Origin of the sequence: Agromyces sp. NPDC057679 (genome assembly GCF_042799635.1) — a bacterium.
Lineage (GTDB): Bacteria > Actinomycetota > Actinomycetes > Actinomycetales > Microbacteriaceae > Agromyces.
This window is the reverse complement of sequence record NZ_JBHVIK010000004.1, coordinates 308,088-324,289: the sequence shown is the minus strand read 5'-3', so window position 1 is coordinate 324,289 and position 16,202 is coordinate 308,088. Positions and strand designations below refer to the sequence as shown.

The 16,202-nt window shown below is 66.4% G+C and carries 18 protein-coding genes; 13 read left to right on the top strand and 5 right to left on the bottom strand.

Annotated features, from left to right (window positions below; all coding sequences use genetic code 11):
* Window positions 1-9 precede the first annotated feature (9 nt).
* The 4 genes from ACFVAJ_RS18350 to ACFVAJ_RS18335 form a co-directional block, all read right to left on the bottom strand.
* Window positions 10-1,224, bottom strand: a complete 1,215-nt coding sequence (locus tag ACFVAJ_RS18350; RefSeq protein WP_376946722.1) for a toxic anion resistance protein — start codon at window positions 1,222-1,224, stop codon at window positions 10-12.
* A gap of 77 nt (window positions 1,225-1,301) precedes the next feature.
* Window positions 1,302-1,877, bottom strand: a complete 576-nt coding sequence (locus tag ACFVAJ_RS18345) for a TerD family protein (RefSeq protein WP_376946719.1) — start codon at window positions 1,875-1,877, stop codon at window positions 1,302-1,304.
* A gap of 41 nt (window positions 1,878-1,918) precedes the next feature.
* Window positions 1,919-2,491, bottom strand: a complete 573-nt coding sequence (locus ACFVAJ_RS18340) for a TerD family protein (RefSeq protein ID WP_376946716.1) — start codon at window positions 2,489-2,491, stop codon at window positions 1,919-1,921.
* A 72-nt stretch (window positions 2,492-2,563) separates the two neighbouring features.
* Window positions 2,564-3,703 (bottom strand): DUF475 domain-containing protein, encoded by a 1,140-nt coding sequence (locus ACFVAJ_RS18335; protein WP_376946713.1) that lies wholly within the window; start codon window positions 3,701-3,703, stop codon window positions 2,564-2,566.
* Between the two features lie 146 nt (window positions 3,704-3,849).
* Between ACFVAJ_RS18335 and ACFVAJ_RS18330 the strand changes: the two genes are divergently transcribed.
* From ACFVAJ_RS18330 to ACFVAJ_RS18295, 8 genes are all read left to right on the top strand, one after another.
* Complete coding sequence (locus tag ACFVAJ_RS18330) at window positions 3,850-6,354, top strand: phosphoribosyltransferase domain-containing protein (RefSeq protein WP_376946710.1); 2,505 nt, start codon at window positions 3,850-3,852, stop codon at window positions 6,352-6,354.
* A complete protein-coding gene (locus ACFVAJ_RS18325; protein ID WP_376946707.1) occupies window positions 6,354-7,175 on the top strand; it encodes an HAD family hydrolase in 822 nt (273 codons plus the stop codon). The genes ACFVAJ_RS18330 and ACFVAJ_RS18325 overlap by 1 nt, the downstream gene beginning before the upstream one ends.
* Window positions 7,176-7,226: 51 nt before the next feature.
* A complete protein-coding gene (locus tag ACFVAJ_RS18320; RefSeq protein ID WP_376946705.1) occupies window positions 7,227-7,907 on the top strand; it encodes a hypothetical protein in 681 nt (226 codons plus the stop codon).
* Between the two features lie 141 nt (window positions 7,908-8,048).
* Window positions 8,049-9,347, top strand: a complete 1,299-nt coding sequence (locus ACFVAJ_RS18315; protein WP_376946702.1) for a WGR domain-containing protein — start codon at window positions 8,049-8,051, stop codon at window positions 9,345-9,347.
* Window positions 9,348-9,406: 59 nt separating this feature from the next.
* On the top strand, window positions 9,407-9,790 hold the full coding sequence (locus ACFVAJ_RS18310; protein ID WP_376946699.1) for a hypothetical protein: 384 nt from the start codon (window positions 9,407-9,409) through the stop codon (window positions 9,788-9,790).
* 33 nt (window positions 9,791-9,823) lie between these two features.
* On the top strand, window positions 9,824-10,204 hold the full coding sequence (locus tag ACFVAJ_RS18305) for a hypothetical protein (protein WP_376946696.1): 381 nt from the start codon (window positions 9,824-9,826) through the stop codon (window positions 10,202-10,204).
* Window positions 10,204-10,830, top strand: coding sequence for a hypothetical protein (locus ACFVAJ_RS18300; RefSeq protein ID WP_376946693.1), 627 nt, complete (start codon window positions 10,204-10,206; stop codon window positions 10,828-10,830). Before ACFVAJ_RS18305 ends, ACFVAJ_RS18300 begins: the two co-directional genes overlap by 1 nt.
* Complete coding sequence (locus ACFVAJ_RS18295; RefSeq protein ID WP_376946690.1) at window positions 10,827-11,393, top strand: 3'-5' exonuclease; 567 nt, start codon at window positions 10,827-10,829, stop codon at window positions 11,391-11,393. The genes ACFVAJ_RS18300 and ACFVAJ_RS18295 overlap by 4 nt, the downstream gene beginning before the upstream one ends.
* Window positions 11,394-11,463: 70 nt before the next feature.
* On the opposite strand, the gene ACFVAJ_RS18290 is transcribed toward ACFVAJ_RS18295, so the two are convergent.
* The gene (locus ACFVAJ_RS18290) at window positions 11,464-11,880 is read right to left on the bottom strand and encodes a hypothetical protein (protein WP_376946687.1); all 417 of its coding nucleotides are present in this window, start codon (window positions 11,878-11,880) and stop codon (window positions 11,464-11,466) included.
* A gap of 369 nt (window positions 11,881-12,249) precedes the next feature.
* On the opposite strand from ACFVAJ_RS18290, the gene ACFVAJ_RS18285 reads away from it, so the two are divergent.
* The 5 genes from ACFVAJ_RS18285 to ACFVAJ_RS18265 all read left to right on the top strand — a co-directional run bounded on the left by ACFVAJ_RS18285 (window position 12,250) and on the right by ACFVAJ_RS18265 (window position 16,202).
* Window positions 12,250-13,029: a sigma-70 family RNA polymerase sigma factor gene (locus tag ACFVAJ_RS18285; RefSeq protein WP_376946684.1), complete on the top strand. Its 780-nt coding sequence runs from the start codon at window positions 12,250-12,252 to the stop codon at window positions 13,027-13,029.
* 103 nt (window positions 13,030-13,132) lie between these two features.
* Entirely contained in the window at window positions 13,133-13,975 is an 843-nt protein-coding gene (locus ACFVAJ_RS18280; protein ID WP_376946681.1) for a flagellin, read from the top strand.
* A gap of 117 nt (window positions 13,976-14,092) precedes the next feature.
* Entirely contained in the window at window positions 14,093-15,487 is a 1,395-nt protein-coding gene (gene fliD / locus ACFVAJ_RS18275; RefSeq protein WP_376946678.1) for a flagellar filament capping protein FliD, read from the top strand.
* A 36-nt stretch (window positions 15,488-15,523) separates the two neighbouring features.
* Window positions 15,524-15,925 (top strand): flagellar export chaperone FliS, encoded by a 402-nt coding sequence (gene fliS / locus ACFVAJ_RS18270; protein ID WP_376946675.1) that lies wholly within the window; start codon window positions 15,524-15,526, stop codon window positions 15,923-15,925.
* Complete coding sequence (locus tag ACFVAJ_RS18265) at window positions 15,918-16,202, top strand: hypothetical protein (protein WP_376946672.1); 285 nt, start codon at window positions 15,918-15,920, stop codon at window positions 16,200-16,202. Before fliS ends, ACFVAJ_RS18265 begins: the two co-directional genes overlap by 8 nt.

The window sequence follows — 16,202 nt, the reverse complement described above, 5'->3', positions numbered from 1 at the left end:
CGATTCGGATCAGGCGGAGATCGCGGCCTGCTGGCCGCTGGTGTCCAGCGCGCGGGCGCGCTCGAGCTGCGGGCGGGCGCGCTCAAGCTGCGCGGACAGCTGACCGATGGACTGCGCCATGTTCGCGTTCGCCTTGACCTTGAACGTCTCGATCTCGTCGAGCGTCGCGAACAGGTTGTCGAACGACCGCTGCAGCGTCTCCACGGACAGCGCAGGGCTTGCCGCCTGCTCGTGGATCCGCGCGGTCTGCTGACGCATCATCTCAGCGGTGGCGAGGATCGTCTTCTCGGTGGTCTGCTTGACGGCGTCCAGCTGGTCGAGGACGAGCTTCTGGTTGCTGAGCGCCTCAGCGACGATGATCGCGGTGCGCAGCGCGGTGATCGTGGTGGTACGGGCCCGGTCGACGCCCTTGACGAGCTCGACGTTGTTCTTCCGGACCATCTCCATCGCCATGTAGCCCTGGATCGCGACGGCGAGCTGGGTGAGCAGGTCCTGCTGACGCTGACGGACGGCGAACAGCATGTCAGCCTCCATCACCTCGGCGGCCTGCACGTTGCCGGCGCCGCGAAGCGCGGCGATCTGGCTGACGAGCTCACGGTCGATCGACTCGGCGAGGAGGATGTACTCGTTCAGCTGACCCATCGAGTCCCACAGCTTCTGCTTCTCCAGCTGCAGCGAGGCGTTGTCCTTCTGGAGTTGGTCCTGGCCGGCGAGCAGGGACTTGATGATCCCGTCGAGCTGCTGCTGGGCGCTCTCGTACCGCTGGAAGTACTTCCGGACGCGGTTCCCGCCGATCAGGCCGAGGAACTTCTGGCCCTTCGTGAGGTCGGCGGCGTTCGGGGTGAGGTCGGAGACGGTGGCGCGGAGGTCCGCGAGGCTCGCCACGACCGTCGAGGTGGTGTCCTTGCCTGCGCGCTTCGCGCCAGCGACCGAGGTGGTCGAACGCTCGAGCATGCGGGAAGCGCCTTCGCCGGTTGCGCTGACTTCGGCGGCCGCGAGGTTCTGGATGTCGGCCAGACGCGATGCGAACTCCGGTGAGTTCGGGTTGAACTTCACGAGGTCGGTCACGAAGCCCTTCGCCTGCGCGCCGATCTCGAGCTTCCGGCCGTCGTCGACGGGCTTCAGCATGGACTGGGCCGAGGTGGGCTGCACGTCTTCCACCGGCTCGGGGACGTTCAGGACGAGGGCCGCGCCGGGCTCTTCGTTGGGGGCGAGCAGGGTCATGGTGACCTTTCGTTCGTGGTTGGTGGGATATGGCGCGGGGCCGAGCGTGTGCTCGGCCCCGCGGTGGTGAGGTTGGGTCAGATGCTGACGCCGAAGTCGCGGGCGACGCCGCCGAGGCCGTCGGTGTAGCCCTGACCGATCGCCTTGAACTTCCACTCGCCGTTGTAGCGGTAGAGCTCGGCGAAGATGGCGGAGTTCTCGGTGGACAGCTCCTCGCCGAGGTCGTAGCGGACGATCTCGGCGCCGCTGACGGAGTTCTCGATGCGGACGTACGAGTTGCGGACCTGGCCGAAGTTCTGGCCGTTCTGCGGGGTGCCGTACATGGACACGGCGATCGCGATGCGCTCGACGTCGGCGGGGACCTTGGTGAGGTCGACGATGATCTGCTCGTCGTCACCGTCTCCGTCGCCGGTGCGGTTGTCGCCCTGGTAGACGACCGACTGCGCGGCGTCGGCCGGCTGGTTGTAGAAGATGAAGTCCGCGTCCGAGCGGACCTTGCCGTTCGCGCCGAGCATGAGCGCCGAGGCATCCAGGTCGAACGCGTCGCCGTGCGTGGTCCGTGCGTCCCAGCCGAGGCCGATGAGCGCCTTCTGGAGGCCCGGGTCGGTCTTGGTGAGGGAGATGTTCCCGCCCTTTTCGAGGGTGAGGGTCATGGTGGTCGTTCCTTTCGAGGTTGGTGTGGTGCGGGGTTAGGTCAGGCGGCCTTGGCCGCGGGGATGAGGTCCTTGGCGACACGACCATGCGCGGGCGTGCCGAGAGCGGTGATCGACCATCCGGCGCCGGCGCGGCTGATCTTGGCGATGACGACGCCGGTGAGAGTGCCGGTGTCGGCGAGGTCGTAGCGGACGACCTCGGCTCCGCGGCCGCCGGTGCTGTCGACGACGCGGGCGAAGACGTTGGCGACCTTGTCGAAGGTCTGGCCGCGGTAGCTGGTGACGACCAGCACGATCGAGTCGACGTCGGCAGGGACCTTGGTGAGGTCGGCGCGGATCTGCTCGTCGTCACCGTCTCCGTCGCCGGTGAGGTTGTCGCCGGTGTGGCGGATCGACCCGTCGCGGGAGTTCAGCTGGCTGAACGAGACGATGTCGACGACCTGCTTGTCGGCGGCGAGGAGGATTGCCGAGGCGTCCAGGTCGATCGAGCCACCGCCGAACAGGCCGCGGCGCGCGGCGTCCCAGCCGAGGCCGAGGGTGACGTTGGTGAGGGTGGAACCGTCCGCCTTGGTGAGGCTGATGGTCTGGTTCTTCGTGAGGCTGAGGGCGCTCATGTTGTCCGTTCTGGTTGGTGTGGATGTGGCGGGGTGGGCGGGACTGCACCGGGCAGCCCCGCCCGTGTGGTGCTAGACGGCTGCGGGCTCGAGGACCTCGTCTGCGGCCGTCTCCGGGGTGTTCTTCGCCTCACGACGGTTGCGGATGATCGACGTGACGAATGCCGCGCCGATGAACGCGATGCCGATGAGGCCGGTGAGCACCTCGGGGATCTTGAAGCCGATGCTGACCAGGAGGATGCCCGCGAGGGCGCCGATCGCCCAGTGCGCGCCGTGGTCGAGGTACACGTAGTCGTTCAGGGTGCCCTGGCGGACGAGGTAGATCGTGATCGAGCGGACGAACATCGCACCGATCAGGCCGAGACCGAGAGCGATGATGATCGGGTCCGACGTGATCGCGAAGGCGCCGACGACGCCGTCGAAGGAGAACGAAGCGTCGAGCACCTCGAGGTAGAGGAACGAGAAGAACGCAGCCTTGCCGACCAGCTTCGCGGTGTTGGACGGGCCCGTCTTCGCGGTCGCCCGGACGATGTCCTCGGACGACCCGTGGATGCCCGGGTTGTCGTCCTCATCGGAGTTCTCGAAGAACGAACCGAGCGCGTTCACGGCGAGGTAGGTGACGAGGCCGAGGGCGCCGGCAATGAGGACATCCTGCGGGCGGGGTGCCAGCGCCGAAGCGCCGACGAGGGTGATGAGCGCGACGACGAACGAGAGCGACTCCAGCTGACCGATCTTCGCGAGCGGACGCTCGATCCAGCTGAGCCACTTGATCTCACGGTCCTCGAACACGAAGTCGAGGAACAGCATCAGGAGGAACATGCCGCCGAACGCTGCGATCTGAGGGTGCGCCTCGTGGAGGTAGTGCCCGTAGGTTCCGGCCACCTCGGGGTCGCCCTTCTCGAGCGCGAGGGTGACGACGTCGGGGATGTTCAGGCCGGTCGTGGCGGCGACGAGGACGAGGGGCATGACCAGGCGCATGCCGAACACGGCGATGACGATGCCGACGGTGAGGAAGATCTTCTGCCAGAACTCGCTCATCTTCTCGAGGATGCGCGCGTTCACGACTGCGTTGTCGAAGGAGAGGGTCACCTCCATCACGCCGAGGATGGCGGTGAGGGCGACAGCGGCCCAGCCGCCGTAGAAGTAGGCGGCGACCATGGCGGCCGCGGTGATGATCAAGGACCAGCTGAAGGTCCGGAGGAATGTCGTCATGGGTTGGGCGGCCCGGAGGCCGGCTCCTTTCTTCGTGGCGGTTGGGGTCTGGTTGACCTCTTCGGCTCACCCATGCGCGGATAGTCGTCCGTTTTCGTCGTTTTCGGTCGATTCCGTTCGCTTTCTTGTCCGCGCATGGGTGTTCCATGCCAATCACGAAGATCCGCCCCTCCGGCGCGCGCACCTCACATCAGGGCGCCAAGTACGTCATGGGAGCGCTTGGAATGTCGTTCTCATCCGCCCCGCAGCCGTTGTCGTTCGACGCGGTCACCGGTATCGCTCTGCGCCGCAACCCGCGACGCGCACACCTGCTCACGTCGAAGCTGCTCGGGAAGCACTACCCGCAGTCCCCTGAGCTGATCGAAGCCGCCGCTGAGGTGCTCGCAGCGAAGGTGTGGGCGACGGTCGCCGACGCGGACGACACCGTCCCGGACGCGTACGCGTACCGCCTGGCGGAAGCGCTCGACGGTCACGGGCTGGCGGAGAAGCCCGCCCAGGATCTCCGAGTGTTCGCTGAGTCGTTCGCGGTGCTCGGTTTCGCCGAGGCGGCCACGGGGCTTGGAGCATGCGTCGCTTCAGCGCTCGGGACCTACTACGTCAGCACCACCCGCTACCCGGCCCGAGGCCGCGCGGAGTACGGGTCGTTCCAGGAGGAGCACTCCCACGCGCCTTCGCACTACCTGACCCCCGCGGACACCGCCGCTCTCCGCGACGGTGAGCGCGCGCTGCTCCTCGTCGACGACGAGCTCACCACCGGCCGGACGGCGATGAACACGATCCGGATGATGCACGCTCAGACCCAGAGGTCGCGGTACATCATCGCGACGCTCGCCGACCTCCGCGACGGTGCGTCGCGCGCCGCTCTCCCCCGGTTCGCCGAGGAGCTCGGCATCGAACTCGACGTGGTGTCGCTGTTCAGCGGCGAGCTCGTCGTCCCCGACGGCGCGGTGCCGGAGGCGCAGCAGATCATCGCGGAGATCGAGGACGCCGCCTCCGCTCCCACCCATGTCCGTGTGACGCCGGCATCGGTTGCAGTGACCCGACACCACATCGGCGCCGCTCACCCGCGGGACGGGGTCGCGGATCTCACCGCGCTCGACGACTTCGCTGCGAGTGTCGCAGCGTCGATCGCCCCGTCCATCCCCGCCGGCCCCGTCCTGGTGCTCGGCATCGAGGAGGACATGTACGCACCCCTTCGCGCTGCGGTGCACCTGTCGAAGACCCATCACGGTGTGGTTCATTTCGGCGCGACGACACGCTCACCTGCGGTCGCGCTCGACCACCCCGACTACGGCATCCGCGACGTGATCAGCTACGAGGTCCCCGCCGAGAGCGGCGATACCGAAGCCCGATTCCTCTACAACATCGGCGACCGGTACGACTCGGTGATCATCCTCACCGGCAACGCAGCAGCGACCGACTCCCTCACTTCCCCCGCGAACAGCCTGCTTTCCAAGCTCAGCTCCCGAACCGACAGGATCCACATCATCGAAACCCAGACCGCCCGTACTGCTCCCACCCCGCTGGTCGGCCCCGCGTTCGGCAGCTACCCCGCCGACGACGTCACCTGGCTCCTGAAGGACCTCTCCGATGTCGCGCTCGAGGTGACCGCCGAAGACCGCGAAGAGGCCGTCCAGAACGGAGGGATGCACTACGCCGAAGCGCTCCCCGTCGAGTACGTTCCCACCGCGGCGTACCAGAAGCTGTTCGACAGCACCCTCGCGAGCACCAAGCGGAAGGTGGCGCTCCATGTCGCCGTCACCGCGGAGCGAATCTTCGCCGCCCGGTCGGGGCGTCCGGTGCTGGTCTCCCTGGCCCGCGCCGGCACCCCGGTCGGGGTGCTCATCCGCAGGTACCTGAAGCAGGTGCACAACGTCGACGCCGCGCACTATGCCGTCTCGATCGTCCGCGGGAAGGGGATCGACTCGAACGCGCTCGCGTACATCGCGTCGCGTCACGACTCACGTGATGTCGTGTTCGTGGACGGATGGACCGGGAAGGGTGCGATCTCACGCGAGCTCGCCGACGCAGTCGCCGGTTTCAACGCTCGGACGGGCGAGCGTTTCTCCGCAGAACTCGCCGTCCTCGCCGACCCCGGCCGTTGCGCCGCGATCGCCGGCACCCGTGAGGACTACCTGATCCCTTCGGCAGCCCTGAACTCGACGGTCTCCGGGCTCGTCTCCCGAACCGTTCTCCGGGACGACTTGATCGGGCCGGACGACTTCCACGGCGCGAAGTTCTACCGCGAGCTCCGCGACTCGGACGTGTCCTCGACGTTCGTCGACACCATCTCGTCGGAGTTCGACACGGTGTTGATCGCGGTCGCTCAGGTGACGGCCGAGGAGCGCGCGAAGGTTCCGAACTGGACCGGATGGAAGACCGTCCAGCGGCTCTCCGACGAGTACGGCATCGGCAGCGTGAACCTCGTGAAGCCCGGTGTCGGTGAAACCACCCGGGTGCTGCTCCGCCGTGTGCCGTGGAAGGTGCTCGTGCGTGACGTCAACGCTCCGGAGGTCGCCCACATCATCCTGCTTGCCGAGGACCGCGGCGTCCCGGTCGAAGAGGTCGGTGACCTTCCGTTCACCGCGGTCGGGCTCATCCACCCGAAGTTCACCCGCGGAGCCACCGGTTTCGACGGGAAGGCAGCGTGATGCGGCCCGCATTCTTCGCCGATCTCGACGGAACCACGATCTTCTCCGCCCGTCAGGTCGGCCTGGAGGAGCGCGGGTTCACCGGCACCACGGTGGTGGAGACGTTCCGTGGGGAGCCCGCGTCGTTCATGTCGTTCTCCGCGGTCACCACGCTGAAGCGGATCGCCGACCGGTGCGAGTTCGTCCCCACCACGACCCGCGATTTCGTGCAGTACGCACGGGTCGGGATCCCTGGCATCACCCCGCGGTTCGCGATCGTGGCGAACGGCGGGCAGATCATCGTCGACGGCGTGCAGGACGAAGCTTGGACGGAGCAGGTGAACGCGCGGATCGCTGACCTGATGAGTCCCGCTGAGGTGTTCGACCGTGTCAGCCGGTTCGCGCACGACGCATCGTGGCTCCGCACAGTGAAGCTCGCCGCCGGTCTGTTCGTGTACGTGGTCCCGAACAGTGGCGCCACCCCGCCCCCGGAGTTCATCGACTGCGTCCGGTCGTTCGCTGCGGAGGCCGGGTATCAGGTCTCAGTCCAGGGCCGGGGGAAGGTGTACCTCATCCCGAACGGTGTCACGAAGGAGGCGGCCGCGAACGAGGTCGCCACCCGTGTCGGTTCGACGTTCACGATCGCGGCGGGTGACTCGGCGACGGACATCGGGATGATGCGATGGGCTGACCACGCGATCCGGCCTGCCCACGGCGAGCTTCAGCACGTCCCCGGGTTGTCGATCCCGGTCACTGTGCGCTCCGGAATCCTCGCCGGCGAGGACATCCTCACCCAGGTGGAACGTCACATCGCCTACCCTGGCCGACCTCCGCGCATGTGAGTTCCGGCGTCTCGACCCCGCGGCGCCCACCCCGACAGGAAGGACCCCGACTTGGGTCTGTTCAGAAACAAGCAGAATGCAGCCCCCGCCCCCGCCGCGAGTCCGGCGCCGCCAGCGACCCCGGCGCCAGCGAAGATCGACCTCGGCAAGCGCTCCGGTCAGATCAGCCTCGAGAAGGGCGCGGTCGTCACGATCGAGAAGTCGCCGCTGGTGACCGCGACGGTGTCGTGGTCGTCGGACACCGACTACGACATCTACGCCCTCGTGGAGCTCCGCGACGGACGCGTCCTCACCGCCGCGACGTTCGGCAGTGCCGACGAGAAGGTCCCGACCCCATCGGTGCTGAACGGAGCGGTCCGCCATCTCGGTGACGTCGGCCGAGGCATGAAGGGTCGCGCTCAGGAGAAGATCGAGATCCGGATGACGGACGAGATCGCCGCGGTGTACCCGGTGGCGTACTCGGCTCAGTCGAACGGGTCCGGGTCGTTCCGTCGCTACAAGGTCAGCCTCGAGCTGTCGAACGGTGCCGGCTCCGATGTCACCATCGACGCGAAGAACGCGAACAACAACGACAAGATCTACTCGGTCGCGATCGGCGCGATCCGGAACACCGCGGACGGCATCCAGGTGGAGGCGCTCGAGCTGTACTCGAAGCCGGGTTCGGAGAACCGCCCGGTGATCAAGGCCGGGAAGATCGTCATGGACGCCGGCGCCCGGAACCTCTTCAAGTAGGCTCCGGCGACCAGAATTGAGGGCTCGGACAGTCACCTGTCCGGGCCCTCTGTCGCATCCGCCAACGAGCCGAAAGAGGGCTGGTCGAGCGGTCCTCCGCCCCTGCTCCCCGCGCATGTCTCATGCATGACAGAAGAGACAATGCTGGTCCTCGTGGACACGGTCGCGAACTCGAACAAGTACTACAAGATCGCTTATGACCCCTCGAGCGGACGTGTCGACAAGGAGTACGGCCGGGTCGGCGCGACCGGCACAAAGCTGCACGACTTCACAGGCCGGAGCGGGTACGAGAACACCATCCGCCAGAAGATGCGGAAGGGGTACAAGAAGGTCACCATCGCGCAGGAGCCGGCGCCGACTGCGACCCGCGGTTCGAACGCGGCGATGACGTCGATCGCGAAGTCCGCGCTCACCACGGGGAAGGCTCGCACCGACACCCGGGTCGCTGAACTCATCGAGCGAATCTGCCGGGTGAACGCGCACGATGTCGCGATGATCTCGGGCGGCCGGATCACGGTCGACCTGTCGGGTCGTGTCCGCACTCCGCTCGGCCTGGTGACGCTCCCTTCGATTGCTGAGGCAGGAAGGCTTCTGGACCGGTTCGCGGTTGAGCCGGAAAGCTCGATCCGCCGGCGGCTGCTCGAGGAGTACCTGACGCTCGTCCCGCAGAACGTGGGCCGCACCGCCGGGTGGGACGCGAAGTTCTCGACGGAGCGCGAGATCGGCCGTCAGCGTGACTTCCTGGCAAGCCTCCGCGATTCGGTGTCGTTCTTCGACGCGCAGGTCGCCGCGCAGGCGCAGGCTTCCGCGGACAACGTCGACGATGACGACCTGTCGAAGCTGTTCAAGTACCGAGTGAAGGCGGTCCCTGACGGCGGAGCCGTGTTCGCTCGAATCTCGGCTCTGTTCGAGTCGACGAAGAACTCGATCCACACGTCCTCCGCGCTCAAGGTGAAGCACGTGTTCGAGCTCGTCGACCCGGTCGGGGCGAAGGCGTACAAGGACATCGCCGAGAAGATCCGGAACGAGAAGCAGATGTGGCACGGCACCCGCGCCGCGAACCTGCTGTCGATCCTGCAGAAGGGGCTGTACGTCCCGCCGGTCCGAGGCACGACGATCCAGACCGCCGGCCGCATGTTCGGCGACGGCGTGTACCTCAGCCTCGACTCCACGAAGTCGCTGAACTACGCGCAGGGGTACTGGCACGGCGCCCGCGAGGACAACTGCTTCATGCTCCTCGCCGACGTCGCGATGGGGTCTGAGTACCGTCCGGAGCGCCACTCGGACTGGCGGAAGGCGCACTCCACAGTGAACAAGTTCGGGAACCCATGGAACTCCATCAACGTGAAGCCGGGGACGGCGAACGTCCGGAACCACGAGGCGATCGTGTGGAACACCGATCAGATTCGCGTCCGGTATCTCGTCGAGTTCGACCGCTGACCGGGACTGCGGCCGCCGGCAGTGATGTCGGCGGCCGCAGTCCCGCGCATGGGTGTCGTATGGAAAACGACATCGTCAGCGACACAGACTTTCGCCGCGACGTTCTCACGAAGCAACTCGAGTCACTCAACCGCGAATTGAAGTTCCGTGAGCTCGAGCGCGACAGGAACAGACTGCGGAATCGGATGCTCATCACGGTGAGCGTGCTCACAGCTGCAGTTGGCTTCTGCGCTGTCGCCGGTGTCGTGGTCACCGGCATGACCCCGTTCCTGCATGCGGTGATCCCGTGTGCGCTTCTCGCGGGTGTGATGCTCTCTGTCTCAGTCGCGGCTCACACGATCGCGACGTTTGGAGGCCGCTGGATCAGGCACGTCACCGAAATGATCAACCAGACCAACGCCGAGTACGCCGAGCTCCCCGAGGTGGACTCCGTCCAGAACTGACCGTCCCGACCGTGTTCCGCGCATGGGTAGTCCATGACGACCTCCCCCGCCGACCAGCCTCCTCGTCCTGACCTACTGCGGAAGCTCCGCCTGAAGGAGGAGATCGCAGTCCTGGCCGTGGAAGCGCGAGCGCTCGAGTCGAAGCGGCAGTTCGGATGGTGGCAGTCGTACGGGATCCTCGCCGTCTCCGCGCTTGTCGCGCTGGCCTCCGGGGTCGCGCTGTCCGGCATCGCCTTCGCTGGCGTTCCACTCCTGATCGTCTCTGGGATCCTCATCGCGATCGCCACGACGGCGTACGCGTCGTTCTCCGACATCCCGGCCCGCATCACCCAGATCGCCGCCGACCTGAACGCCAAGCGGGACGAGTACAACTCGCTCCGCACCCCCGAAATGCCTGTGGAGGTGAGCGCCTGATGGGTGCTGAGACGACCGAAGAAACCCCCGACCTCGAGGACTCGCTCGAGGACGGCGTTGAACGGAACCAGATGGACGCAGTCGGCCTGTGGTCGTCGTTCTCTGAGATGAACCGTCTCCGCTGGTATCTCTGGGCGATGCTGGTCACCGCGCTCGGCGCAATCGCCTGGAGTATCGCCTCGTACCCGGAGGCCGACAGTGTGTTCAGCCCGTTGTACCTCGCGTTCGGCTTCACCGTCATGATGGCGGCCATCAGCGCGTTCGGGCTGCTCGAGGTGAAGGGCGCAGCGCGATCCGAACCGGACACCGCTCAGCTCGTCGGGTCTTGGCGATTCTGGATGCGGTCTTCGGAACAGAGTGAGATCCGAGACCGGGTGCGCGAAGCGTACGACGCTGAACTGTCGACCCTGACGTTCCGTCAGACCCTTGGCCGTGCGGCCACTGCGGAGCTCGGCATCATCATCGCCCTCGTTCTCCTCGTCGCAATCCGCGCTGTGTTCGGCGTCGACAGCGGCGGCGATCTGCTCGCCCCTGCGATCTTCACCACCCTCGTCCTGTACAAGATCACCTCCCACCTGATCTCCTGGCGCTTCGCCCGTCCCCGAGCCGTGGCAGCCGTCCAGTGACGCTGTCGTTCGTCGCGATCGATTTCGAGACGGCGAACCCGAACCGCGGTTCGGTGTGCCAGATCGGAGTGACGAAGGTCATCGACGGTGAGGTGGTGAAAACCGCATCGGTGTTCATCACCCCGCCGGTCGGCCGGGCCTGGTTCGCGCCGGCGAACGTCGCAGTGCACGGGATCCGCGAGCACGACGTCCGCGGCGCTCCGGAGTGGCCTGCTGTGATGCAACGCCTGGTGAAGTTCACCCGGGAGGGCGAGCTGCCTCTGGTCGCGCATAACGCTTCGTTCGAGCGTTCCTGCATCGACCGAGCGTCGGAGGCTGCCGGTGTCGCCGTGCCGCCATTCAGGTACTTCTGCACCCTGCAGCAGGCTCGCCGGTCGTTCCGCCTCGCGGACAGCCACAAGCTCGACCAGGTCGCCAGGAGCCTGGGTCTGCCGGCGTTCAAGCATCACGACGCCGGCGAAGATGCACTGGTGGGCGCCCGCGTCGCGCTCGGCCTCGCAGCGAAGGAGCGTGCTTCGTCGCTCGAGGCGATGTCCGGCGGTTGGCTGCGCCCGAAACGCTGACCCTGGAAACCGGAAACGGCCCGCTTCCTGCAATGCAGGGCGGGCCGTTTCCGTTCGTGCTGACAGCCGGTCAGTCCTCCGACTTCGAGAACATCGCGTGGATCAGCTGCGATCGACGTGCGGGGTCGGCGACGGTGAGGATCTTCTCCCGGAGATTCGTCTCGCGGACCTGCACGTTGACCGACTCGTCGAGGAGGAACGCGACACCGTCCACCTTGATGGCGGTGAGGATCCCGAACACTGCAGTGTCGAGCGCTTCCAGCTTCCCGCCGGTGAGGACCCCGCCGACCGAAAAGGTGATGTCGTCGCCGACGTGCTCGTCGGTCAGCTGGTTCGAGGGGATCTCCACCATCCCGGCCGTCTGCTCCTGCTCGACCGCCGCGGCCTGCATCTTGGCGATCGGGCCGGTCGTCGGGGTGAGGAGCGCATCAGTGACGGACGGTCGGTCCGGACGTGAGCGCTGCAGGGAAGGGATTGGGGTTCGCATGTGACCTCCGCGGGGGTGAGTGGACTTTCCACCCATGCGCGGAACCTTCCCGAGGTGAAGGTTCAGATGCCTGTTCAGTCGTGCGGCCCTGAGGAGGCTCAGCATGACCCGGCCCCGCACACCGGCGCGGGACATCCGCTCTGGGGTGGGCTGCCGGCGGCGATGAGCATCAACTTCACGGGGCACGGGGTCTGCAGTTCGGTCTCGACCATGCCTTGAAGCCATGCGGCGACCCGTTTCGCCGCATGGCTTCTACACGCCTGCGGGCTCGCTCCTCACCGAGGCGGCGAGGCAGGGCGCCCCCTACGGCGCAGAGGCAACTCAGCAGTAAGGTCCAGCAACGCTTTGAATCGCCAAGAACGCAACCGCATGGTTGTCGACAACCTTCCGCTCGTCGGATACCTCGTCAACCGGGTCATGGTCGGCGCAACACATCTGTCCAGGGACGATCTCGCCCAAGCCGGTTCGCTGGCGCTCATCCAAGCTGCGGACGCGTTCGACGTCGACCGCGGCATCCCGTTCGGGTCGTTCGCCCGGGAACGGATCATCGGCGGTATCCGCGATGAGATGCGGGCATTCGACTGGGCGAAGAGGTCCACCCGGAAGCAGATCAAGGACACCACCTCGACGGTGGAGTCCCTGTCCGCGGAGCTCGGCCGGAAACCTACCGTCGGCGAGGTCGCCGGCGCGCTCGGGATCACGACCGACAAAGCCCGCGAAGGCCTCGACCTGTCGAACCGGACGGTGACAACGCTCGACGCGACGTTCAGCGAGCAGCTTGCCGCAGACATCGCACTCCCCGGCACCGACCTTCTGGTCGCTGAACGCCTCGAGTACCTCGGCGTCGCAGTGCAGTCGCTCCCGGAACGCCTGAAGTACATCGTGGAGACCATCTACCTCGAGGGCCGCGCAGTCGGTGAGGTCGCCGCCGAGCTCGGCGTCACCCACTCCGCAGTGTCGCAGCAGCGCTCGGAAGCGTTGCGCCTCCTCCGGGAAGGGATGGAGATCCACTACGGCGACGGCGAACGTCCGGCGCCGCCCGCCTGGGAGTCGAAACCCGCTACCCCTCGCCGGCAGCAGTACCTCGCCCGGTTCGCCGACCAGGTGGATTCGATCGGTGTCCGGGGAGAGATCGCGTCGACTGCGTGAGCGGATTTCCGGCGAAGGCTAACGATCAGGCTGCCGCAGCCGATGGTGCAGTTGTCGGCCCACGGATGGGCTGATCTCCCGATCGATCAAGGAAGAAACACCAATGGGTACCCAGATCAACACCAACGTGGCGGCGCTGAACGCGCACCGCAACCTCAACAACACGCAGAACGCGCTGTCGAAGTCGCTCGAGAAGCTCTCGTCGGGTCTTCGCATCAACCGCGCCGCGGACGACGCAGCCGGCCTCGCGATCTCGGAGGGTCTGCGTTCGCAGATCTCCGGCATCAAGGTCGCCCAGCGCAACGCGCAGGACGGCATCTCGGTCATCCAGACCGCGGAAGGTGCGCTCACCGAAGTGCACAACATCCTCCACCGCATGCGTGACCTCGCCGTGCAGGGTGGTAACGACTCGAACAACGCCGACTCGCGCGCAGCGATCACCGGCGAGGCGGACGCCCTCTCGGCCGAGCTCGCTCGTGTCGTGGCCGGCTCCAACTTCAACGGCATCAACCTGCTCGACGGCTCGGCCGGCGCTGCCGGTGTCGTGACGTTCCAGGTGGGCGCAGGCTCCACCGCGAACGACTCGATCGACGTCACGCTCGCCGACACGGGGGCCTCGCTCGGCGGCCTCGACGCTGCCGGTGCGTTCGACGTCACCGACAACGCCGCATCGAAGACCACGATCGGCACGATCGACACCGCGATCACCGCGATCTCGACCGCTCGCGCCGACCTCGGTGCGCAGCAGAACCGCTTCGAGTCGACGATCAACTCGCTCGCCGTCGCCGGTGAGAACCTCGCCGCCGCCGAGAGCCGCATCCGCGACACCGACATGGCCGCGGAGATGGTCAACTTCACCCGCTCGAACATCCTGTCGCAGGCCGGCACCGCGATGCTCGCGCAGGCGAACCAGGCGAACCAGGGCGTGCTGAAGCTGCTCGGCTAAGCCGACAGCCAGCGGAGAGCCTGGCGGATGATCGCGGAAGGAACTGGACCTCCATCCCCGTGAAGCCGTCAGGCTCTCGCTCATTCACCCAACACCAAACCTCGAGAGAAGGAACCCGTGGGCATCTCCCTTCCAGGTCTCGCATCTGGCCTCAACAGCGCAGACCTCATCGCGCAGATGATGAAGGTCGAGGCAATCCCGCAGATCCTCCTCAAGAACAAGGTCGCCAACCGGCAGACGGCGATCACCGACTTCCAATCCCTTAACTCCAAGATCCAAGCGCTCGTCGACGCGGCGAAGAGCATCGGGAAGACCGGTGCGATCCGCGCGTTCACCACGACCAGCAGCAACGACTCCATCACCGTGAAGGCCGGCGCCACCGCAGCCTCCGGCCAGCTCGACGTCCAGGTGACGAAGCTCGCGAAGACGCACACGCTCGTCTCCGGGCAGATGGCCGAATGGCCGGAGTCACCGGCGACGATGACGTTCGTCGACAAGGACGGGGTCCGCACAGAGGTAACAGCGGCGTCAGGGTCGATCGACGACGTCGTCCGTGCCGTGAACAATCACGACCTCGGGATCCGCGCTACGAAGATCGCCTCCGGCTCCGACGCGTCCGGAAACCCGCTCTACCGTATCCAGTTCTCGGCGTCGAAGCCCGGCGAGGACGCCGCGTTCGAGGTCTACCAGGGATCCTCCGCGGACATCGATGCGGGCACGGCCAGCAACGTGCTCGCAGGGCCCGGTGCAGCCCTCATCAGCGCCGGCACGGACGCTGAGCTCGTGCTTTACGCCGGCACCGCAGCCGAGGAGCGCATCACGAGCTCCTCGAACACCTTCGCCGAGGTGCTTCCCGGCGTCGAGGTCACCGTCTCGAAACTGACCAGCGAACCGGCTACCCTCACCGTCGACGACGACCCGAAGAAGAGCGCGGAAACAGTTAAAGCGTTCGTCGACCAGGTCGCCGCGATCTTCTCGCTCATCGCTTCGAAGTCCGCAGTGAAGACGACCACCGGCGCGGACGGGAAATCGTCCACCGCGGGCGGGCCGTTCACGGGCGACTCTACGATCCGGAACCTCCGCCAGCAGCTCGCAACGTCGGTGCAGGCGCCTGTGGACGGTGTGTCTCCATCGACGATCGGGATCAGCTTCGACAAGGACGGCGTCCTGAAGTTCGACGCTGAGAAGTTCCAAGCTGCGCTCACCGAGAACCCGTCCAAGGTGCAGGAGCTGTTCACCGCGGTTGCCGGCCGGGTCGAAGGCGCGTCCAAGGCGATCTCGGACAAGTACGACGGGCTGCTCACGAAGAAGGTTCAAGGCGAGGAATCCACCGTCAAGGACCTCACCACACAGATCGAGAAGTGGGACAAACGCCTCGAGACCAGGCAGGCGAACCTCGAGCGGATGTACGCCGCGCTCGAGGTGAACATGTCGCGCCTGAACTCCCAGTCGACCTACCTGGCCGGGCAGTTGAACAACCTGCCGAAGTGGTCTTCGGGCGACTCGAAGTAGTCCCGGCACCATCCAGAGATCAAGGAACCATCTGAGTTGAACCCCGCACAGAAGCTCGCCGCGTACCAGCGCAACGTCGTGCTGTCCGCACCACCGGAGCAGCTGCTCACCATGCTGTACGACCGTCTCCTCCTCGACCTCGAACGCGCGAAGGTCGCCCAGGCATCGTCCGACTGGGCTGAAGCATCGAAGCAGCTCATCCACGCGCAGGACATCGTCTTCGAGCTGCAGTCCACCCTGAACGTCGACGCGTGGAGCGGCGGGAAGTCCCTGTACGCCCTCTACGACTACGTCCACCGGACCCTCGTGAACGCGAACACGTCACGGAACGTGGACCGCACCGATGAGGCGATCCGACTGCTCGAACCGATCCGTCAGGCATGGCATCAGGCGCTCGCGCAGATGCCGGCAACGCATGTGCGAGGCGCAGATGCGTGACGCGACCACATGGGATGAGCTGCTCGGGCAGATGGAAGCGGACTACGAGTTCGCCTCCGCCGGCGGCGTCCTCACCCAGCCGCTCTGGACAGCACCCGAAGGGCTCGGTCCGATCCCGGAGGAGCTCAAACCCCGAGCCCAGCAGCTCCTCGAACTGCAACGCGCACACCTCGCCGAGCTCGAGGAGAAGCGCCGCAACGTGAAGAAGGAACTCCGCGGCGTGAAGCAGGTTCCGGTCATCGACCGGCCGCCCGTGTACCTCGACGCTGAAGGCTAG